This window comes from Stenotrophomonas sp. YJH_SMC_133, assembly GCF_059370655.1.
On record NZ_JCAFTW010000001.1, the window covers coordinates 65,120 to 84,644 of the forward strand.

Annotated in this window: 19 protein-coding genes; 9 read left to right on the top strand and 10 right to left on the bottom strand. The window is 67.1% G+C overall.

Annotated elements, in window-relative coordinates; translation table 11 throughout:
- Positions 1–37 precede the first annotated feature (37 nt).
- Positions 38–2,419 (top strand): penicillin-binding protein 1C, encoded by a 2,382-nt coding sequence (gene pbpC / locus AC5P78_RS00260; RefSeq protein WP_414498583.1) that lies wholly within the window; start codon positions 38–40, stop codon positions 2,417–2,419.
- Positions 2,420–2,491: 72 nt separating this feature from the next.
- Here the strand turns inward: pbpC and AC5P78_RS00265 are convergent, their stop codons facing one another.
- Positions 2,492–3,067, bottom strand: coding sequence for a ferritin-like domain-containing protein (locus tag AC5P78_RS00265; RefSeq protein ID WP_005410647.1), 576 nt, complete (start codon positions 3,065–3,067; stop codon positions 2,492–2,494).
- Positions 3,068–3,096: 29 nt separating this feature from the next.
- Entirely contained in the window at positions 3,097–3,579 is a 483-nt protein-coding gene (locus AC5P78_RS00270; RefSeq protein ID WP_005410646.1) for a peroxiredoxin, read from the bottom strand.
- 260 nt (positions 3,580–3,839) lie between these two features.
- Between AC5P78_RS00270 and AC5P78_RS00275 the strand changes: the two genes are divergently transcribed.
- Positions 3,840–4,733, top strand: a complete 894-nt coding sequence (locus tag AC5P78_RS00275) for a DnaJ C-terminal domain-containing protein (RefSeq protein WP_005410645.1) — start codon at positions 3,840–3,842, stop codon at positions 4,731–4,733.
- Positions 4,734–4,821: 88 nt separating this feature from the next.
- Here the strand turns inward: AC5P78_RS00275 and pilH are convergent, their stop codons facing one another.
- Both pilH and AC5P78_RS00285 read right to left on the bottom strand, forming a co-directional pair.
- Positions 4,822–5,193, bottom strand: a complete 372-nt coding sequence (pilH, locus tag AC5P78_RS00280) for a twitching motility response regulator PilH (protein WP_005410644.1) — start codon at positions 5,191–5,193, stop codon at positions 4,822–4,824.
- Positions 5,194–5,281: 88 nt separating this feature from the next.
- Positions 5,282–6,277: a YhdH/YhfP family quinone oxidoreductase gene (locus tag AC5P78_RS00285; protein ID WP_043034522.1), complete on the bottom strand. Its 996-nt coding sequence runs from the start codon at positions 6,275–6,277 to the stop codon at positions 5,282–5,284.
- Positions 6,278–6,430: 153 nt separating this feature from the next.
- Here AC5P78_RS00285 and hflK point away from each other — a divergent pair, with 153 nt between their 5' ends.
- From hflK to AC5P78_RS00310, 5 genes are all read left to right on the top strand, one after another.
- Positions 6,431–7,564 (top strand): FtsH protease activity modulator HflK, encoded by a 1,134-nt coding sequence (gene hflK / locus AC5P78_RS00290; RefSeq protein ID WP_012481000.1) that lies wholly within the window; start codon positions 6,431–6,433, stop codon positions 7,562–7,564.
- Complete coding sequence (gene hflC, locus AC5P78_RS00295; RefSeq protein ID WP_005414169.1) at positions 7,561–8,424, top strand: protease modulator HflC; 864 nt, start codon at positions 7,561–7,563, stop codon at positions 8,422–8,424. The genes hflK and hflC overlap by 4 nt, the downstream gene beginning before the upstream one ends.
- A 67-nt stretch (positions 8,425–8,491) precedes the next feature.
- Positions 8,492–8,677, top strand: coding sequence for a DUF2065 domain-containing protein (locus AC5P78_RS00300; RefSeq protein ID WP_005414170.1), 186 nt, complete (start codon positions 8,492–8,494; stop codon positions 8,675–8,677).
- A 399-nt stretch (positions 8,678–9,076) separates the two neighbouring features.
- On the top strand, positions 9,077–10,369 hold the full coding sequence (locus AC5P78_RS00305) for an adenylosuccinate synthase (protein WP_005410639.1): 1,293 nt from the start codon (positions 9,077–9,079) through the stop codon (positions 10,367–10,369).
- A gap of 117 nt (positions 10,370–10,486) precedes the next feature.
- Positions 10,487–11,149: a hypothetical protein gene (locus AC5P78_RS00310; RefSeq protein ID WP_049396062.1), complete on the top strand. Its 663-nt coding sequence runs from the start codon at positions 10,487–10,489 to the stop codon at positions 11,147–11,149.
- Here AC5P78_RS00310 and AC5P78_RS00315 read toward each other — a convergent pair.
- Together AC5P78_RS00315 and AC5P78_RS00320 are read right to left on the bottom strand one after the other, a co-directional pair.
- Positions 11,085–11,762: a M23 family metallopeptidase gene (locus AC5P78_RS00315; RefSeq protein ID WP_049459394.1), complete on the bottom strand. Its 678-nt coding sequence runs from the start codon at positions 11,760–11,762 to the stop codon at positions 11,085–11,087. The two genes, AC5P78_RS00310 and AC5P78_RS00315, sit on opposite strands and share 65 nt — an antisense overlap.
- 4 nt (positions 11,763–11,766) lie before the next feature.
- Positions 11,767–12,729 carry a L,D-transpeptidase family protein gene (locus tag AC5P78_RS00320; RefSeq protein WP_065183425.1) on the bottom strand — a complete coding sequence of 321 codons (963 nt, stop codon included), beginning with the start codon at positions 12,727–12,729 and terminating at the stop codon, positions 11,767–11,769.
- 232 nt (positions 12,730–12,961) lie between these two features.
- Here AC5P78_RS00320 and AC5P78_RS00325 point away from each other — a divergent pair, with 232 nt between their 5' ends.
- A complete protein-coding gene (locus AC5P78_RS00325; protein WP_114619096.1) occupies positions 12,962–15,088 on the top strand; it encodes a methyl-accepting chemotaxis protein in 2,127 nt (708 codons plus the stop codon).
- Positions 15,089–15,178: 90 nt separating this feature from the next.
- Here the strand turns inward: AC5P78_RS00325 and AC5P78_RS00330 are convergent, their stop codons facing one another.
- Positions 15,179–15,469: a hypothetical protein gene (locus AC5P78_RS00330; RefSeq protein WP_005410634.1), complete on the bottom strand. Its 291-nt coding sequence runs from the start codon at positions 15,467–15,469 to the stop codon at positions 15,179–15,181.
- 14 nt (positions 15,470–15,483) lie between these two features.
- Positions 15,484–16,023, bottom strand: a complete 540-nt coding sequence (locus AC5P78_RS00335) for a hypothetical protein (protein WP_111198030.1) — start codon at positions 16,021–16,023, stop codon at positions 15,484–15,486.
- Positions 16,024–16,163: 140 nt separating this feature from the next.
- On the opposite strand from AC5P78_RS00335, the gene AC5P78_RS00340 reads away from it, so the two are divergent.
- The gene (locus AC5P78_RS00340) at positions 16,164–16,904 is read left to right on the top strand and encodes an alpha/beta fold hydrolase (RefSeq protein WP_111198032.1); all 741 of its coding nucleotides are present in this window, start codon (positions 16,164–16,166) and stop codon (positions 16,902–16,904) included.
- Between the two features lie 9 nt (positions 16,905–16,913).
- On the opposite strand, the gene AC5P78_RS00345 is transcribed toward AC5P78_RS00340, so the two are convergent.
- Both AC5P78_RS00345 and AC5P78_RS00350 read right to left on the bottom strand, forming a co-directional pair.
- Positions 16,914–17,405, bottom strand: coding sequence for a hypothetical protein (locus tag AC5P78_RS00345; protein WP_099480891.1), 492 nt, complete (start codon positions 17,403–17,405; stop codon positions 16,914–16,916).
- A gap of 22 nt (positions 17,406–17,427) precedes the next feature.
- The gene (locus AC5P78_RS00350; protein ID WP_005414177.1) at positions 17,428–19,518 is read right to left on the bottom strand and encodes a catalase; all 2,091 of its coding nucleotides are present in this window, start codon (positions 19,516–19,518) and stop codon (positions 17,428–17,430) included.
- Between the last annotated feature and the right edge of the window lie 7 nt (positions 19,519–19,525).

Sequence of the window (19,525 nt, forward strand, 5' to 3'; positions counted from 1 at the left end):
CCCGTCCAGCTGGCAAGCTCCAATGCGGCACGCTGCAATGACGAACACGATGACGGCCCGGCTGGCGGCCCTGCGCCGCCGGCTGCAGCCGCTGTGGCCGTGGCTGCGCTGGGGTACGGCCGCCACGCTGGCACTGCTGCTGGTGCTGGATTTCGCCTTCCCGCCGCCGCTGCCGAAGCAGCGCGATACCAGCACCCTGGTGGTGGCTGCCGATGGCACGCCGCTGCGTGCGTTCGCCGATGCCGAGGGCGTGTGGCGTTATCCGGCATCGACCGACAGCGTCTCGCCGCTGTACCTTCAGGCGCTGCTGACCTACGAAGACCGCTGGTTCTGGCGCCATCCGGGCATCAACCCGCTGGCGATCCTGCGTGCCAGTGGCCAGCTGTTGCGCGGTGGTCGCATCGTGTCCGGTGGCTCGACCCTGACCATGCAGGTCGCACGCATCCTCGATCCGCATACGCGCACGCCCTGGGGCAAGCTCAAGCAGATGCTGCGTGCGGTGCAGCTGGAAGTGCACCTGAGCAAGCAGCAGATCCTGGCCCTGTACCTGGAGCGCGCACCCTACGGCGGCACCATTGAGGGCGTGGAAGCGGCCAGCTGGGCCTACCTGGGCAAGCCGGCGGCGCAGCTGTCGCATGCCGAGGCCGCGTTGCTGGCGGTGCTGCCGCAGGCGCCGAGCCGGCTGCGCCCGGACCGCCATCCGGAAGCGGCGCAGAAGGCGCGCGACAAGGTGCTGTCACGCATGGCCGAGCTGGGCGCGTGGACAGCGGAAGAAGTGGAAGATGCGCGCATCGAGAACGTGGTCGCACGCTCGCTGCGGCCGCCGCTGCATGCCGCGTTGCTGGCACAGCGCCTGCACTCGGCGCATCCGGGCCAGGCACGCATCCAGAGCAGTATCGACATCGGCCTGCAGCGCACCCTGGAAGAGCGCGTGGCCAGCTACTTCTCCACGCTGCCCGAGCGCACCTCGGCGGCCCTGCTGGTGGTCGACAACCAGACCCTGCAGGCGCGTGCCTATGTCGGCACGCTGGCGTTCGGTGACCGCCAGCGGCTCGGCCACGTGGACATGGTGCAGGCCTGGCGTTCGCCCGGCTCCACGCTCAAGCCGTTCCTGTATGCAATGGCGCTGGACGATGGCCTGATCCATTCGGAAAGCCTGCTGGTCGATGCGCCGCAGAGTTTCGGCAGCTACCGCCCCGGCAACTTCGACATGGCCTTCAATGGGCCGATCGGCGCCTCCAGCGCGCTGCGGCTGTCACTCAACGTGCCCTCGGTGGACCTGCTGCAGCGGGTCGGTCCGGCGCGCTTTGCTGCGCGCCTGTCGCACTCCGGCATCCAGCTGCGCTTCCCGCCGGGCAGCACGCCCAACCTGTCGCTGATCCTGGGCGGCACCGGTGCGCGGCTGGAAGATCTGGTCGGTGCGTTCGCCGCGCTCAACCGCAACGGCATCGCCGGGCGCGTGCGCTACACCGATGAAGAACCGATGATCGAGCGCCGCCTGGCCTCGCCGGGCGCCAGCTGGATCGTGCGCGAGATGCTGGAATCGAATCCGCGGCCGGGGTATGGCGTCGGGACGTTCGATGTCGGTGGCCGCCCGCGCGTGGCGTGGAAGACCGGCACCAGTTACGGGTACCGCGATGCGTGGGCGATCGGCAGCACCCGCCACTACACCGTGGGCGTGTGGGTGGGCCGGCCGGACGGCACACCGCTACCGGGCCAGTACGGCGCGGTGACCGCGCTGCCGCTGATGTTCGAGGTGGTGGACAGCCTGCCGCGCCAGCGCGGTGACTCGGCCGCTGCGCCGATGCCGGCCAGCGTCAGCCAGGAAGACATCTGCTGGCCGACCGGTGAGCGTGCCGAAGGCCTGCCTGCTGCGCTCTGCCAGCGGCTGATGCCAGCCTATCTGCTGGAAGGCGCGGCACCACCGACCTTCCCCGAACGCGAGGCACGGCGCTGGCAACCAGGTCGGCAGCGCTACCTTGCCGATGCGCGTACCGGTCTGCGCGTGTCAGCCGATTGCCGCTTGCCGCACGAAGAAGTCGCGCGCGAGATCGCGCGCTGGCCAGCGTTGCTGTCGCCGTGGCTGTCCAAGGCCACGCGCGAAGCCTCGCAGCTGCCGGCGCTGTCGCCGGACTGCCGTGATGATGGCCGCGAGGCCAGCGTTGCGCTGCACATCGATGGGCTCAACGATGGCGCCACGCTGGCGCGCGCGCCGAATTCGGAACATGGCGTACGTCTGCAGCTGCGCGCGCTGGGCAGCGAGCAGGCGGTGGACTGGTTGCTCGATGGACGCTGGATCGCACAGACGCACGGCGCGCAGCTGATGCAGCGCGAGTTCGCCGAGCCGGGCGCGCACACCTTGACCGCGCTGGCGGCAGATGGCGCGTGGACACAGGTAAGGTTCAACGTCCTGCGGTAGGTGCCAACCTTGGTTGGCGCGCGATGCATGCGCCCACCAAGGTGGGCATCTGCCAAGGCGTATGCGGGGCCGCTATTCCCCGATCCACCCATCCAGCAGGTCGGCGAACTCGTCGGCGTGTTCCTCTTCCTGTGCGAGGATCTCTTCAAGAATGCGCTTGGTGGTGGTATCGCGGTCGCCGATGAAGTTGATCATCTCGCGGTAGCTGTCGATGGCGATGCGTTCGGCCACCAGGTTCTCGCGCACCATGTCGCGCAGGTCGCTGCCTTCCTTGTATTCGGCGTGCGAACGCGCGGTCAGCGTATCCGGGTTGAGATCCGGCTCGCCGCCCAGCTGGACGATGCGCTCGGCCAGCTTGCCGGCATGCGCCTGCTCCTGCTGTGCATGCTCGAGGAACTCGGCCTTGACCGCGTCGGCCAGCATGCCCTTGGCCATGAAGTAGTGCCGGTAGTAGCGCAGAACGCAGACGTACTCGGTGGCCAGTGCGTCGTTGAGCAGCTTGATCACCACCTCGCGGTCAGCGCTGTAGCTGTCTGTGATCGCGCCGTCTTCGAGGTTGCGGCGGGCGCGCTCGCGCAGGGTTGCGCGATCGCTGATGCCAGGAACGTTTGCGGCGGGCTTGCTGGCTTTGGCTGGCTTGCTGGACATGGCTGGCCGTTTCCTTCTGCGGTGGGGAATCAGGTGGGGAGATGCTCCAGCACGTACTCGGCCGAAGACACTTCGAACTGGCCGGGCTGTTCAACCCAGGCCTCTCGAACTACGCCGTCGTCGACGTACAGGGCAAAACGACGCGAGCGGATTCCCATGCCCGACGCGCTCGCATCAAGCTCCAGACCCAGGGCGCGGGTCAGCTCGGCATTGCCGTCGGACAGCATCAGAAGGCCGTCGGGCACGCTCTGGTCGGCGGCCCAGGCCTTCATCACGAACGGGTCGTTGACGGCCATGCAGTAGACGTCGATGCCGCGCTGGCGGAAGGCCTCGAACTTTTCGACGTAGCCGGGAAGGTGACGCGCCGAGCACGTCGGGGTGAACGCGCCGGGCACGGCGAACAGCACCACCTTGCGCGCATCGAACAACGAATGCGTATCAAGCGTTTCAATGCCCTCGCGGATGCGCTTGAGGGTCACTTCGGGAATGCGGTCGCCGACATGGATGGTCATGGGAACTCCTTGCTGGGGCAGGCTAGTGGGCTGGATGGGACAGGGGCGTCAAGACATTGGAAACCCGGTGTGCAGGCCCCATCTTCCGGCTTTGTGGCAGGGGCTTCCAGCCACAGCGTGGCGCACCGGGATGGCAGCCGCATTGCGCAGGATCAGTCGGCCTCACCGGGGCCGCACGAGGGGTGGCGTAGCCTCGCAGGCGCGTAGAATGAACCCGGGGCGGCGCCACCGGCGCGGCCGAAGCGAATCGAGGTAGCTGGATGGAATTCAAGGATTACTACGCCACCCTGGGGGTGGAACCGAGCGCGGGCGAGGCGGAGATCAAGACCGCCTACCGCCGGCTGGCACGCAAGTACCACCCGGACGTCAGCAAGGAGGCTGGGGCCGAAGACAAGTTCAAGGCGGTCAACGAGGCCTACGAGGCGCTGCGTGATCCGGAAAAGCGCGCGGCCTACGACCAGCTGCGCGCGCAGGGCTATCGCCCGGGCGAGGAGTTCAACGTGCCGCCGAACTACGGCGGCGCCGGTGGTTTCAATTTCGAGGAAGTGTTCGGTGGCGGCGGCCCCAACGGCGGCTTCAGCGACTTCTTCGAAAGCCTGTTCGCGCGCCAGCGCGGTGGAGCGGGCGCGGGGGCCGGTCCGGGCTTCAGCAGCCAGGGCCATGCGCCCAACCGCGATACCCGCGCCAAGCTGTCGGTGCCACTGGAAGCGGCCTACAGCGGCGACAGCCTGCGCATCACCGTCAACGGCAAGCAGCTGGACGTGCGCGTGCCCAAGGGCATCCGCCCGGGCCAGGTGATCCGCCTGGCAGGGCAGGGCAACCATGGCGGCAACCTGCTGCTGGAAGTGGAATACGCCGCCCACCCGCAGTTCGAGGTCGATGGCCGCAACATCCTCTATACGCTGCCGCTCACGCCGTGGCAGGCCGCGCTGGGCACCAGCATCAGCGTGCCGACCCTGGGTGGCGCGGTGGAGTTGAAGATTCCGGCCGATTCCGATGCCGGCCGCAAGCTGCGCCTGCGCGGGCGTGGCCTGCCGGGCAACCCGGATGGCGACCAGATCGTCGAGATCGAGATCGTGGCCCCGGCTGCGACCGATGAGGCGCAGAAGAAGGCGTACCGCAATCTGGCCAAGGCGTTCGGCGAGACCATTTGAAGGTAGTGCCGGCCGCTGGCCGGCAACTTCATTGCCCTGGACGGTGATGCGTGGTTGCCGGCCAGCGGCCGGCACTACCGCGCGCGTCTCAGCCCTGGCCCGCGAACACGCGCTCCAGCACCTCGGACAGCTCGTCCTCCGAGAACGGCTTGGTGATGTAGGCCTTGGCGCCCTGGCGCATGCCCCACATGCGGTCGGTGTCCTGGTCCTTGGTGGTCACCAGGATCACCGGGATATGCCGGGTCGCCTCGTCGCGGGCGAGGGTACGGGTGGCCTGGAAGCCGTTGAGGTTGGGCATCACCACGTCCATCAGGACCAGGTCGGGCAGCTCGGCCTTGGCGGTTTCGACCCCGGCGGCGCCATCGGTGGCGGTCAGGATCTGGTGCCCGAGCTTCTCGACGATGCGCTGTATCCCCAACAGCTGCGACGGTGAGTCGTCGACGATCAGAATGCGTGCCATGTTGTTCCCCATGTAATGCCCGCAGTGTAGTGCGGGCCCATTACCGGCGGGAGGGCCACGTCTGCCGTCCGTCGCCTGCCTGCGACGTTCAGTCGATCCGCACCACGGTGCGACCCAGCGAACCGCCCGCCAGCATCCGTTCGAATACGGCAGGAAGGCCATCGAGGCCGACTTCGGCGGTGCAGATGCGGTCCAGGTGCTGCGGCTTCCAGTCACTCCCCAGCCGCGACCACACTTCCTCACGCAGTCCGCGTGGCGCATTGGCCGAGGACACGCCCAGCAGCGAGACACCGCGCAGGATGAACGGCATCACCGTCATGTCCAGCGTCGGACTGGCAGCCAGGCCGGCACTGACCACGCTGCCGTAGGGCACGGTCTGCGCCAGCAGGCTGGCCAGCATGGCGCCTCCGGCATTATCGAGGCCACCCCCGAAGCGGCCCGACTGCAGCGCGCCGGTGTCGGCCAGCGCGTCGCGCGGCAGTACCTCGGTGGCGCCGATGCTGCGCAGGAATCCTGCCTGGTCCGGCTTGCCGCTGACCGCGTGCACGCTGTAGCCGGCACGGCTGAAGATGGACAGCGCCAGCGCACCGACACCGCCGCTGGCACCGGTGACCGCCAGCGGGCCGAGTTCCGGGGTCTGGCGGTTGTCCTGCATGCGCAGCAGGGCCAGCGCCGCAGTGAAGCCGGCGGTGCCCAGCACCATCGCCTCGCGTGGGGTCAGCCCGGCCGGCTGGGCGATCACCGCGCGCGATTCCAGCCGCACGTACTGGCTGTAGCCGCCGTCGCGGGTCTCGCTGAGGCCGCAGCCGGTGGCCAGCACCGCGTCGCCTTCACGCCAGTCCGGGTCGGTGCTGGCGACCACGGTGCCGGCCACATCGATGCCGCCCACCAGCGGGAAGCGGCGCAGGATCTTCCCTTTTCCAGTACCGGCCAGCGCGTCCTTGTAGTTGACCGAGGACCAGTGGGCGCGGATCAGCACCTGGCCGGGGTTGAGGTCGTCGACCCCGAGCCGGACCAGGCCGCTGCGGTAGCCGGCGTCGTCGTTTTCGATGCGGAAGGCGGTGAACGGGGTGGTGGGGGCCATCGGCGTTGCCTGACTTCGAGGAAAACGCCACCTTACCCCGTTGCCCCCCTTTCGATCCTGCCGATCCGCCCCATCTTGTATGATCGGTGATGGTTTCACGGCTGGCGGTGCGGGAAGGGCCCGCGCCGCAGCCCAAATCTTGATGGAGCGTGCATGGCCTGGAATACACCCGGCGGCAACAAGGGCGGACAAGGCCCCGAGGACAATCGACGCGGGCCGTTCGGGTCACGCGGCGGTGGCAATGGTGGTGGCTGGGGCGGTTTGCCCGGGCCGCTGAAGGACCTGTTCGACGGCGGCATCGTGCGTTGGGTGGTGGCAGCCGTGGTGCTGCTGGTGCTGTTCTCCAGCTTCCAGCTGATCGGCGAACAGCAGCGTGGCGTGGTGCTGCGCTTCGGCCAGTTCTCGCGCATCCTGCAGCCCGGCCCGAACTTCAAGCTGCCGTGGCCGATCGAATCGGTCACCAAGGTCAACGCCACCGAGATCAAGACGTTCTCGATCCAGGTGCCGGTGCTGACCCGCGACGAGAACATCGTCAACGTCTCGCTGAACGTCCAGTACCGCATCGACGACCCGCAGCAGTACCTGTTCGGCACCGTGGATGCCAACCAGGTGCTGGAGCAGTCGGCGCAGAGCGCCGTACGCGAGGAAGTCGGCCGCGCCGATCTCAACGCCGTGCTGAACAACCGTGGCCCGCTGGCCGTGGCCGCCGAGGAGCGCCTGCAGGCGCTGCTGAAGGCGTTCAAGACCGGCCTGACCGTGACCGGCCTGACCCTGCAGGATGCCCGTCCGCCGGAAGAAGTGAAGCCGGCCTTCGACGAGGTCAACGGTGCCCAGCAGGTCAAGGAACGCCTGATCAACGAAGCCCAGGCCTACGCCGCCAAGGTCGTGCCGGAAGCCCGGGGCCAGGCCTCGCGCGCCCGTACCACCGCCGAAGGCTACAAGCAGGCCGTGGTGTCCAAGGCCGAGGGTGACGCGCAGCGCTTCAGCCTGTTGCAGGCCCAGTACAAGGACGCCCCGGAAGTGACCCGCAAGCGCCTGTGGCTGGAGACCGTGCAGCAGGTACTGAGCGAGAACCGCAAGGTGATCGGTGGCGATGGCCGCCAGCTGATCTACGTGCCGATGACCGGCGATACCCGTCCGAGCACGTCGGCTCCGGCCGCAGTGGCCAACCCGGACGTGGTGATGCCGTCGCTGCCGGGTGCAGCGACGGAAGCTTCCCGTGATCCGGGCCGGCCGGTGGGCCGCCCGACCGGGCGACCGAACGGCCGTGAGGAGGGCAGCCGATGAAGAGTCCTATCTGGATCGCCGTGATCGTGGCGGTGGTGCTGGGCCTGCTCGGCTCGGTGTACGTGGTCCGTGAGGACCAGACCGCCATGGTGCTGAACCTGGGCAAGGTGGTGCGTTCGGACATCAAGCCGGGCCTGCACTTCAAGGTGCCGGTGGTGGAAACGGTGAAGGTCTTCGACCGCCGCTTCCAGGTGCTCGACACCGCGCCGGCGCGCTACTTCACCGCCGAGCAGAAGGACGTCAGCGTCGACTTCTTCGCCATCGGCTACATTTCCAACGTGGGTGACTACTTCCGTGCCACCGGCGGCGATCCGCGCATCGCCAACGCCCGCCTGGCACCGATCATCACCGACTCGCTGCGCAACCAGATCAACTCGCGCACCCTGCAGCAGCTGGTCTCCGGCGACCGCAGCGAGCTGATCGCCGAGCAGCTGAAGGGGATCAACGAAGCGGTGGCCGGCCTCGGCATGCAGATGATCGACCTGCGCATCAAGCAGGTGGACCTGCCGACCGACAGCCAGGTGATCAACGACGTGTACGAGCGCATGCGCGCCCAGCGCAAGCAGGAAGCCGCAAAGCTGCGTGCGGAGGGCGAGGAGCAGTCGCTGACCATCCGCGCCCAGGCCGACCGTGACAGCACCGTGCTGATCGCCGAGGCCGAGCGTGATGCCCAGCGCCTGCGCGGTGAAGGCGATGCCGAGGCGGCGCGCATCTACGGCAAGGCCGGCTCGGCCGATCCGTCGTTCTATGCGTTCTACCGCAGCCTGGAGGCCTACCGTGGCTCCATGACCGACGGCAACGGCGTGATCGTGCTGGACAAGAACGACCCGTTCCTGCAGTACCTGAAGAACGACCGCTGAGGTCGCAGGGCAGTACCCCACGGGGCCCGGCCATATGCCGGGCCCCGTGCTTTTTCCGGAGTCCCCCATGAAAGATCTGTTTGCCGCTGTCTGCCTGGTCGCGGTGCTGGAAGGCCTGTTCCTGTTCGTCGCCCCGTTCGCCTGGAAGCGCATGGCTGAACGTCTGCTGGACCTGCCCAGCCCGGCCCTGCGCAGCTTCGGTGGGCTGGTGCTGCTGGCCGGCCTGAGCCTGCTGTGGTGGGTGCGGCATTGAAAGGGCAGTGCCGGCCGCTGGCCGGCAACCCGGGATTGCCGGCCAGCGGCCGGCACTACCGCCTGCGTTCACATGCATGGCCCGGCTCTGGTGGATACCAACCTTGGTTGGCGTTGCCGGCCAGCGGCCGGCACTACCGGGCGGGGCCTGAGCGGCCGGCACTACCGGGCGGGGCGGCTGACCGGCCGGTAAAGCCGCCCGTCGGAAAGGTGGCACCCGACCCCGGAAACCCGGATAATGCACAAAAGCCGGACGGGCCTCCCCGTTCGGCTTTTTCCGTGTCTGGGCCTTCCATCGCCGGCCGCTCCCCGTTTGGAGCCGCCTTGCAGGTGCTGGCCAGCCCCGCCACGGTTTACCCGTCCGCGGCCCCGATGGCCGCAACAAATCGAGGAGCCCGTCATGGGTCAGTCTGTCGTAGTGTTGGGTGCCCAGTGGGGCGATGAAGGCAAGGGCAAGATCGTCGATCTGCTCACTGAGGAAATCGGCGCCGTCGTGCGCTTCCAGGGCGGCCACAACGCCGGCCACACCCTGGTCATCAATGGCAAGAAGACCGTCCTGCACCTGATCCCGTCGGGCATCCTGCGTGACGACGCGCTGTGCCTGATCGGCAACGGCGTGGTGATCTCGCCGGCCGCGCTGCAGAAGGAAATCGCCGAGCTGGAAGCCTCCGGCGTGGAAGTGCGTTCGCGCCTGAAGATCTCCCCGGCCGCGCCGCTGATCATGCCGTACCACATCGCCCTGGACCAGGCGCGCGAGCGCGCTGCCGGTGGCAAGGCGATCGGCACCACCGGCCGTGGCATCGGCCCGGCCTACGAAGACAAGGTGGCGCGTCGCGGCATCCGCATCGCCGACCTGCATTATCCGAAGCAGCTGGAAGAGCTCCTGCGCACTGCGCTGGACTACCACAACTTCGTGCTGACCAAGTATCTGAACACCGATGCGGTCGATTTCCAGAAGACCTTCGACGAAGCGCTGGCCTTCGGCGAATACGTGCAGCCGATGAAGTCCGACGTGGCCGGCATCCTGCACGACCTGCGCAAGCAGGGTAAGCGCGTGCTGTTTGAAGGTGCGCAGGGTGCGCTGCTGGATATCGACCACGGCACCTACCCGTACGTCACCAGCTCCAACACCACCGTCGGTGGCGCGCTGGCCGGTTCCGGCGTCGGCGCCGATTCGATCGACTACGTGCTGGGCATCGCCAAGGCCTACGCCACCCGCGTCGGCGGTGGCCCATTCCCGACCGAGCTGGACGACGAAGTCGGCCAGGGCATCCGTGACCGCGGCGCCGAGTACGGTGCGTCGACCGGCCGTCCGCGTCGTTGCGGCTGGATGGACATCGTCGCGCTGAAGCGTGCCGTGGCCATCAACGGCATCAGCGGCCTGTGCATCACCAAGCTGGACGTGCTGGACGGCATGGAAAAGCTGAAGGTCTGCATCGCCTACGAATACAACGGCAAGCGCACCGAGTACGCGCCGCTGGACGCGCAGGGCTGGGAAGAGTGCACGCCGGTGTACCTGGAGTTCCCGGGCTGGAGCGAGAACACCCACGGCATCACCAACTGGGACGACCTGCCGCCGGCTGCGCGCGCCTACCTGCGTTCGCTGGAAGAGCTGGCCGGCTGCCCGATCAGCATCGTCTCCACCGGCCCGGACCGCGACCACACCATGGTTCTGCAGGATCCGTTTGCCTGAGGTAACGCCGGGCGCTGCCCGGCGTAGGTGACAGGAAAAGCCCCGCGCAAGCGGGGCTTTTTCGTTACTGTGTCGCCAGGGCTAGCGGGGAAGCAAAGCGATGACCAGGACGTCAGCGTGAAGGGCGAAACGGTCGTGCGGATCACCCTGTGGGTGTTGTGGAGCCTGTGGGGCATCGCCTGCCTGGTACTGGTGCTGGGCGCGGCCGCCAATACCCTGGCTTCGCGCACGCAGACGGTGCCGTTGGTGCTGAGCCCTGGCGCAACCGCCCAGATCACCGTCTACCGCCTCATCGATGATCAACTGCGGCTGCGCCTGCGCTATGCCGCGGACGGTACGGAGGCCGACCCCGAGGTGCTGCTGCGCATCGAAACTCCGACCGATCATGGAGACTTCCGCGCAGGGGAGCGTTCGGGAGTGGCCGGACAGGGCATCAATCGTGGGCTGGCTTCGGTTGAGTCCAGCGGCCTCATGGCGTCCTACTTCGGCTATGGTCGCGGCGATGCATTGCCACGCGGCCGCTCATGGGTGCGGCTAACCGTGCTGGAGGTGGACCCGGCGCTGGCCGATCGCGCGGCCACCGTCGAGCTGCAGCCGCCACTGGACCTGTTGAAGCTGACTGACCTGGATTATGTCTGGTTGTGGCCGTTCTTCTTCTGGAAGGTGGCGGCACTGCTCCTGCTGATTCCAGGAGCTGCCTTGGCGGTGTTCACGTTCACTTTGCGGCGCTGGCAGCACCGGGCTTCGAAGCAGGCGGATTCAGCAGTGGATACGGATTGATCGATTCCCCCTTCCACCACTGCTTCTCCGGCCCCAGCACGTGCACTTCAAAGTGCAGATGCGGAGCCTCGGCACTGGCGTTGCCGGTGCTGCCGACATAGCCGAGGACGTCTCCGCGCTTGATCACCTGCTTCTCCGCCAGGCCATCGGCGTAGCGCTGCAGATGCGCGTAGTAGTAGCACCAGCGTCCGCTGGGCTCGAACTGGTAGATCGTCAGGCCACCGCGCTCGCTGTCGAACAGTTTTTCCACCGTGCCATCGGCCACTGCCAGCACCGGCGTACCGGCATCGGCCATGATGTCGATGGCATCGTGCACGCGGCCTTCGCTGCGCGCATCGGTGAACGTGTCGCGCAGCTGGGAGGCCAGGACGCCCTGTACCGGCAGCAGCAGACCCGACGGCGCATCCGCAGTCCGCGCAGCTGACGGTGCGGTGGCGGCGGGGGCAGGGGCCGTGCCGAGCGGCGCTACCGATCCCTTGGCCGGCGCCACAGCGGCTGCCGGTTGTGCTTCCGGCAGCGAGGCGGCTACCGGCTCGCCTGCATCGCGGCGCAGCCACCAGCCGGCCCCCAGTCCCAGCAGCACGCCCAGCACGATCAGCTGCGAAAGACGCATCGGCTCACTCCTGCATCACCACGGGGACGGAGGTATCCACCGCATCGGCCACGCGCAGCGCATCCCAGTTGGTCATGCGCACGCAACCATGTGACTCGGTCTTGCCGACATGGCCGGGCTCGGGCGTGCCATGCAGGCCGTAGTGTGGCTTGGACAGGTCGATCCAGACCCGGCCGACCGGATTGTTCGGGCCCGGCGGCAGTGTCGCCTTCTTTTCGCCCTTGCGCGCATCCCAGAACAGCTTGGGGTTGTAGTGGAACGGCGGGTCGCGATACACGCCCAGGATCTTCCATTCGCCAATCGGCAGCGGATCATGCTGGCTGCCGGAGGAAACCGGCACCTGAGCGATCACCTTGCCCTGCGCATCCAGCAGCTGCAGGCTGGAATCGGACTTGTCGACGACCACCTTGGCCGCCTTCGGTAGCGGCGATGGTGCGACATTGGGCACCTGGATGCGGTTGCCCGCCTTGCTCAGATCCACGCCCGGATTGAGCAGCTTCAACAGCTCAGGGGATGCGTGGAAGCGTTCGCCCAGCGACTCTTCGACGTTGTTGAAGCCCAGCGATTTCAGTTTGGCCTGTGCGGCGGGGCCCTTCGGCATCGCTTGGAACGGCCCGGCGACATCCTCGCTGGTCAGCGTGTAGCTGGCCAGGGGGGTGACCCTATCAGCCTGCAGGGCCTGCCAGGTCGCGTCGTCCAGTTCACCGGTGACGGTCAGGCCGTGCGCCGCCTGGAAACCCGACACCGCGCGCCGCTGGTTGCTGCCCACTTCACCGTCGATCTGGCCGGGCGAGAAATTCGCGCGATCCAGCAGCACCTGGGCATGCAGGGCGGAACGTGCTGCGGTGTCCGGTCCGGCCTTCTCGGCAATGGGGGCGGGCAGTCCAGGCGGCGGTGCCTGCGCGAACGCCGGCGATGCCAGCAGCGAGAGAGCGAGCAGGGTGGATCGGTACACGGGTAATGGCATTGGGAACTCCAGCAGATGACGCCACCACCTTGCCTGCAGGCCGCGCCGAGCCGCCGTGAAAGAGATCTGACGTCTGCATGAGCAGTCGGGTCGTTGCGCCACCGTCCCCGCGCGGGTGCCGCCGGCCAAGGGCTCACCAAGGTGAATGGTGCCCCACGCCATTGGCGGTTGGCGATCAAGATTGCCTGGCGGGCCGCCGATAACGCCACATCCCCCCGTTTTGGATGTACCGATGAACTACTTGAGGAATGTCAGGGTTGCCTGGCGTCTTGGGCTGGGCTTTGGCCTGTTGCTGCTGTTGGTTGCGGCCGTGGTGGCCACCGGCGCCACCGCCAGTGTCGTGCAGAAGCGCGCGATGCAGCAGGTGGTCGATGTCAGCGTGGCCAAGGTGCGCCTGCTCTCGCAGATGCTCGATGCCAACAACCAGATGATGGTCGTTCGCCGCGAGATGCTGATCCGCCAGGGCGATGACCGTGGCCATGATGAGCAGCGCATCGCCGATCTGGTCAAGCGCTATGAGGCCAGTTGGACGGCCTACCAGGCGCTGCCCAGCGACGCCGAGGGCAAGGCCATTGCCGAAACCATCGCCGCCAAGCGTGCCATCGCGCGTCCGCTCAACAAGCAGACCAGCGAACTGATGGAGCAGGGCGACTACCCGGGCGCCGTGGCGCTGACCCTGGGCCCGGTGCAGGAAGCCGCCAACGGCTGGAACAAGGCGCTGTCCGATGGCGTGGACTTCGAAGAGAAGGAAAGCCGTGAGGCGGCCGCCGAGGCGATCCGCCTGGGCGAGCGCAGCCTGCTGCAGCTGCTGGTGCTGGGCGGCGTCGCGCTGCTGGTGGGCATCGGTGCCTCGGTGATGATCGGGCGCAGCCTGACCGGCCCGTTGGCCCGCGCGGTGAACCTGGCCGAGCGCCTGTCCAAGGGCCAGCTGGACCAGGAGTTCCGCCTTGGCGGCCGCGATGAACTGACCCAGCTGGGTGAAGCCATGGCCAGCGTGCGGCAGAGCGTGCAGGCGGCGATCGGCGCACAGCTGCAGATGGCCGAACAGCACGAGGCGGGTGCGATCCGCTACCGCATGGACGCCAGCGCCTTCCCCGGCGATTTCGGCCGCATGGTGCAGGCCACCAACAGCCTGGTCGAATCGCACGTGCAGGTGGAACTGCTGATGGCTGAAGTGATGCAGCGTTACGCCATCGGTGACCTCAGCCGCGACCTGCCGGACTACCCGGGCGAGAAGGGCACGCTGACCCGCACCCTGGCCGCAGTGAAGCAGAGCCTGATGGCGATCAACGCGCAGATCGATGCACTGGCCCGGGCCGCGCGCGCCGGTGATTTCAGCATGCGTGGCGATGCCGCTGCGTTCCAGTTCCAGTTCAAGGCGATGGTCGAGCACCTCAACGGCATGATGGCCAGTTCGCAGGCCAGCATCGCTGATGTCTCCGATGTGCTGCGTGCGATCTCGCACGGCGACCTGACTGCACGCATGGACGGCGAGTACGACGGTGTATTCGCCCGCATGCGTGACGACGCCAACACCACCACCGCGCAGCTGACCGGCATCGTGCGTGGCATCCAGGTGGCCGCCGACAGCATCAACAACGCGGCGCAGGAACTGGCCGCCGGCAACAACGACCTGTCGCGCCGCACCGAGCAGCAGGCCGCCAACCTGGAAGAAGCCGCCGCATCGATGGAGGAACTGACCTCGACTGTGCGCCAGAATGCCGAGCTCGCTCGTCAGGCCGACAGTGAAGCGCACGCCGCCGGTGCCGCCGTACGCGAAACCGAGCAGGCGATGGCGCAGATGGCGTCGGTGATGGGTGAGATCGATCAGTCCTCGGCACGCATCTCGGAAATCTCCACCGTGATCGACGGCATCGCGTTCCAGACCAACATCCTGGCGCTGAATGCTGCGGTTGAAGCCGCGCGTGCAGGTGAGCAGGGCCGTGGTTTTGCCGTGGTCGCCAGCGAGGTACGTACGCTCGCACAGCGTGCCGGTGTCGCCGCCAAGGAGATCAAGGAACTGATCGAAGACGCCGCTGCCAAGGTGAAGAGCGGCCTGGCGGTGACCGTTGAATCGGAAGCCGCGATCGCCCGCGTGGCCCAGGCCAGCTCGCGCACCACGCAGCTGATGAGCGACATCGCAGCGGCCAGCAAGGAACAGGCCGCCGGTATCGAGCAGGTCAACCAGGTGGTGGTGCAGATGGACCAGGTGACCCAGCAGAACGCTGCGCTGGTGGAAGAAGCCACTGCCGCCAGCCGCGCGCTGGAAGAACAGGCGCATGCGCTGACCACGTCGGTGGCGGTGTTCAAGGTGGAGCAGGGCGCGCGCATGCCCATCGTGCCTGCGCAGGCGGCGTAAGCAACCTGCGACTGGATGTTGGATGACGCCCTGCATCGCGATGCCCCGCATGCAGGGCACCGCATGCACGCAACCGGTCGGTGCCGCTGGCTAGCGGCCGCGCGCGGCGCGTTCGATCAGCCAGCCGGCTGCGTACAGCAACAGCAGTGTTGGCGGAACCAGTACTGCATACGCGGTCGACCAGGGTTTGCCGTACAGCAGGCTGCCTGCGCCGATGGCATCGAGTGCAGCAGACTGCAGGGTGATGGGGAGCGACATCAGGATATAGGCCCCCTTCGGGTCCGCATCCGACTGCGCGCCGTGAACCAGCCATGCGGTCAACAGCAGGTAGACCACGCAAAGCGCAAGACCGGTCCAGCTCAGTAATCGCCGCATCTTCATCCGCATGCCTCCGTTCAACGGACGTCGAAGTGAGCCTGCAGAGGCAGGCTCACATTCCGCAGCAGATCCCTGACCACCACCTGCGCAGTCCACGTGCCTTTCGGATCACTGGCCTCGGCCACGAACTTCAGGTGCAGGTTGGTCATGTACAACAGGGTTGGCGGGCCGGGCAGGGCAGCGGTGAAACAGGGAACATCGCGTTCGTCGATGCTGGTACTGCCGTCCGGGCGCAGCATGCGCAGATCGCAGTGCACCTTGGGTACGCGGTTCTCATCCAGTTGCGGGTTGGACAGGAATGTCAGCAGGAACAATTCACCGCCCGGGTGGACTTCGTCGGCCTGGGTAAAACCGGGAGTGGTCTCTGGTGGGGTTTCCCACTTGGCCCGCCAGTCGGCATCGGAGGTGACCAGCAGCGATGCCGCAAAGCCACCGCTGGATTTCATGGCATCGGTCTCCGGCATCGCCTTGCCTGCCCCGTTTATCCAGCCATCGCTGGCGGAACTGTTCAGTGGCAGCATCATGACCATCATGGCCAGCGCGTAGGTCCATCGCATCAGAGGCTCTCCTTGGCAGCCGCGTCCCGCAGCAGAGCGGGGAGTATCGCTCAACCTTGACCGGCAAAGCAGCAGGAGAGCCGGAGCGAAGGTTCCGCTGCCTGCCGATGTGGGCGATGCTTGCCAGCAAAGGAGGTGACATGGGAATCGGGCGCGAGGAAAAGCCGGGCTGTGATTCAGCATCACCCACGCCGCAGCACGTGCTGATGCTGCCCGGGCTGGATGGCTCCGGCAGGCTGTCGATCCCGTTTCTGTCAGCACTCCAGGCTCATGGGCTGACGACGCAGGCGATTACGCTGCCTGCGCAGGGAGGGCAGGATCACGCCACGCTGGCCCAACGGCTGTGGTCGCAGCTGCCCGGCCATCCCTTCATCCTGCTTGCCGAGTCCTTCTCGGGCCCGTTGGCGGTTGAACTGGCCACGCGACAGCCCGCCGGGCTGCGCGGACTGGTGCTTGCCGCGACCTTTGCGCGTCGACCGGTGCCATTGCCGGCAGCCAGCGCAGCCCTGCTGACGCCGGCCTGGCCTCTGCCTCCCGTGGCGTTGCTGGCGCGCCTGCTGCTGGGGCGGTGGCGCACCCGCGAGCACCTGTCGATGCTGCGCGATGCGCTGGCCCGGATTCCGGCGGCCACATTGCGGCAACGCGCCGCAGCGACCCTGCGCGTCGACGTACGCGCATTGCTGCCGGCAATCGACGTGCCGACGCTGTGCCTGCACGCGTGCCATGACCGCCTGCTGTGGCCGCCCAGCGTGGCAGAACTGCAGGCCCTTTTGCCGGATGCCCGGCATGTTTCGCTGGAAGGGCCGCATCTGCTGCTGCAGGCACGCGCTGACGCAGCCGCAGCCGAAGTTGCCGCGTGGATGAGGACGCTGTCGCCCTGATCGAAGGACTCAGCCGCGCGCGCGGGTACGCGCTGCCTTCTTCGCCGCCACCTTGCGCACGGCCTTCTTCGCCGCACGTGTCTTCGCCGCCTTCTTCGCTGCAGCACTGCGCGAGGCGGCTGTACCGGCCTTCTTGGCCGCTGTCTTCTTTGCGGTTTTCTTTGTGGCTGTCTTGCGAGCCGGTGCCTTCTTTGCCGCCGCCTTCCTGGCTGTCGTCTTCTTCGCAGGCGCCTTCTTCGCCGCCGTCGCCTTGGTCGTGGCCTTCTTTGTGCCCGACTTTCTGGCAGGCGTTTTCTTGGCGGCCGTCTTGCTGGTCGCCTTCTTCGTACCCTTGCGCGCGCTGCCGCTACGCTTGCCACCACCATCCTGCTTGTTCACGGTCGCCCAGGCAATGCGCTCGGCCGTGCCTTCGCTGGCACCGCGCTCGCGCTCGCTTTCCTCGATGTGCTCGGCCTGGCGCTTCTGTTTATCGGAATATGCGGATTTGTCACCACGGGGCATGACAGTTCTCCTGTTGTTGTAGTCAGGCCAGCAGGCGCAGCTTGGGTTCGCGCGCCCACTGGCGGGTGGCGGCCGCCGCCAGGAATGCCTTGGCGTCTTCCGCTTCGACGATGCCGGCGTCGTTGCCGACCCTTGCCGCCTTCAGCAGCGTCTGGCCGCCCGCATCGCTGGCGATGGCCTTCAGGTGCGCCCACGCCTGGCTGACGAATTCGATGGCTGCACTCTCTTTCGACAAGGCCTTCGCCGCTTCCGGGCTGAGCACCACGGCTACTGCATCGAACACGGCCGACGGGGTGCCCGCCAGTTGCCCATCCGCCGCCTGCAGCGCGCCATCGCTGAGCGTGGCGCCACCCACTCTGGGGGCGACCAGCTTCACATCCGCACCTGCTTTCCTGGCTGCCTTGCTCAGGCTGGCAATGATCCGGGCATCAGAACCCTCATCGAACAGGATGCCGATGCAGCGCCCTTGCAGGGTGGGTTTGTTGCGACCGATCACCCGCACTTCGGGGGCGGGGGGCATGTCCCGCACTGGGGTAGCGGTCGGCGCCGGGTCGGGCAGTGCAGGCAACGCCAGACCATCGGCCACGCGCTGCGCCAGTGAGTCATCGATGTTGCGCAGGTGGCTGACGGTGCGTACCCGCACCTTCAGCGTTTCCACCTTGGACAACTCGAACACCAGCGCCGATGCCAGGTGCGCCTGCTCCGGCTTTTCGAGGCTGCGGAAGAACATGCGGGCCTGGCTGTAGTGGTCGGCGAAACTCTCCGCGCGGGTGCGACCCTTGCGGCCATCGTCGGCGCTGGCATGGCTGCGGAATCCGGCAGGCGTCTCGCGCGGGGTGTCCTCCTGCAGCGAACTGGGATCGTAGGCCACCCGGCCCTTGGGAACCTGCATCTGCATGTGGCCGTCGCGCTGATGATTGGCAAACGGGCACTTGGGCGCATTCACCGGGATCTGGTGGAAGTTCGGGCCGCCCAGGCGCAGCAGCTGGGTGTCCAGGTAGGAGAACAGGCGCCCCTGCAGCAGCGGGTCGTTGCTGAAGTCGATGCCCGGTGGCACGTTGGCCGGGCAGAAAGCCACCTGCTCGGTCTCGGCGAAGAAGTTGTCCGGCCAGCGGTCCAGCACCATGCGCCCGATGACCTGCAACGGCACCAGCGATTCGGGAATGATCTTGGTCGGGTCCAGATGATCGAACGGGAATGCGTCGGCGTCTTCTTCGGTGAACAACTGCACCGCCAGTTCCCATTCCGGGAAGTCGCCGCGCTGGATGGCCTCGAACAGGTCACGGCGATGGAAGTCATTGTCGGCCGACTGCAGCTTCAGCGCTTCGTCCCAGACCGTGGACTGGATACCCAGCTTGGGCCGCCAGTGGAACTTGACGAACGTTGACTCGCCGGCCTCGTTCAGCAGGCGGAAGCTGTGCACACCGAAGCCTTCGATCATCCGCAGCGAACGCGGTATGGCGCGGTCGCTCATCGCCCACATGATCATGTGCATCGATTCGGGCATCAGCGAAATGAAGTCCCAGAACGTGTCATGGGCCGATGCGGCCTGCGGGAAGGCACGGTCCGGTTCCATCTTCACCGCGTGCACCAGGTCCGGGAATTTCATGGCGTCCTGGATGAAGAACACCGGGATGTTGTTGCCGACCAGGTCCCAGTTGCCCTCCCTGGTATAGAACTTCACCGCGAAGCCGCGCACGTCGCGCGGGGTGTCCACCGAACCTGCGCCACCGGCCACGGTCGAGAAGCGGGTGAACACGGGTGTCTTCACGCCAACCTCGGTCAGGATGCGCGCGCGGGTATGCGCCTTCAGTGATCGGGTCAACTCGAAGTAGCCATGCGCAGCGCTGCCGCGGGCGTGCACGATGCGCTCGGGAATGCGCTCATGGTCGAAGTGGGTGATCTTCTCGCGCAGGATGAAGTCCTCCAGCAGCGTAGGCCCCCGAGGTCCCTGGCGCAGGGAGTTCTGGTTGTCTGCCACCGGGATGCCCTGATCGGTGGTCATCGCCGGATGACTGCCCCCGGCCTGCTGGTGCAGTTCATCGCCGTTGCCGCGGTGGTGGTTCTCGGCGTGGGTGGTTGCGCGCTTGCCGGTCGGCTTGCTGGCGGCCATTGACGTT

Coding starts and splice junctions, on each gene's coding strand:
- AC5P78_RS00340 (WP_111198032.1), top strand. CDS start 16,164: ATGGGAATCGGGCGCGAGGAAAAGCCGGGCTGTGATTCAGCATCACCC.
- AC5P78_RS00305 (WP_005410639.1), top strand. CDS start 9,077: ATGGGTCAGTCTGTCGTAGTGTTGGGTGCCCAGTGGGGCGATGAAGGC.
- AC5P78_RS00270 (WP_005410646.1), bottom strand. CDS start 3,579: ATGACCATCCATGTCGGCGACCGCATTCCCGAAGTGACCCTCAAGCGC.
- hflC (WP_005414169.1), top strand. CDS start 7,561: ATGAAGAGTCCTATCTGGATCGCCGTGATCGTGGCGGTGGTGCTGGGC.
- pbpC (WP_414498583.1), top strand. CDS start 38: ATGACGAACACGATGACGGCCCGGCTGGCGGCCCTGCGCCGCCGGCTG.
- AC5P78_RS00285 (WP_043034522.1), bottom strand. CDS start 6,277: ATGGCCCCCACCACCCCGTTCACCGCCTTCCGCATCGAAAACGACGAC.
- AC5P78_RS00315 (WP_049459394.1), bottom strand. CDS start 11,762: ATGCGTCTTTCGCAGCTGATCGTGCTGGGCGTGCTGCTGGGACTGGGG.
- AC5P78_RS00335 (WP_111198030.1), bottom strand. CDS start 16,023: ATGCGATGGACCTACGCGCTGGCCATGATGGTCATGATGCTGCCACTG.
- hflK (WP_012481000.1), top strand. CDS start 6,431: ATGGCCTGGAATACACCCGGCGGCAACAAGGGCGGACAAGGCCCCGAG.
- AC5P78_RS00320 (WP_065183425.1), bottom strand. CDS start 12,729: ATGCCATTACCCGTGTACCGATCCACCCTGCTCGCTCTCTCGCTGCTG.
- AC5P78_RS00300 (WP_005414170.1), top strand. CDS start 8,492: ATGAAAGATCTGTTTGCCGCTGTCTGCCTGGTCGCGGTGCTGGAAGGC.
- AC5P78_RS00275 (WP_005410645.1), top strand. CDS start 3,840: ATGGAATTCAAGGATTACTACGCCACCCTGGGGGTGGAACCGAGCGCG.
- AC5P78_RS00350 (WP_005414177.1), bottom strand. CDS start 19,518: ATGGCCGCCAGCAAGCCGACCGGCAAGCGCGCAACCACCCACGCCGAG.
- pilH (WP_005410644.1), bottom strand. CDS start 5,193: ATGGCACGCATTCTGATCGTCGACGACTCACCGTCGCAGCTGTTGGGG.
- AC5P78_RS00330 (WP_005410634.1), bottom strand. CDS start 15,469: ATGAAGATGCGGCGATTACTGAGCTGGACCGGTCTTGCGCTTTGCGTG.
- AC5P78_RS00325 (WP_114619096.1), top strand. CDS start 12,962: ATGAACTACTTGAGGAATGTCAGGGTTGCCTGGCGTCTTGGGCTGGGC.
- AC5P78_RS00265 (WP_005410647.1), bottom strand. CDS start 3,067: ATGTCCAGCAAGCCAGCCAAAGCCAGCAAGCCCGCCGCAAACGTTCCT.
- AC5P78_RS00345 (WP_099480891.1), bottom strand. CDS start 17,405: ATGCCCCGTGGTGACAAATCCGCATATTCCGATAAACAGAAGCGCCAG.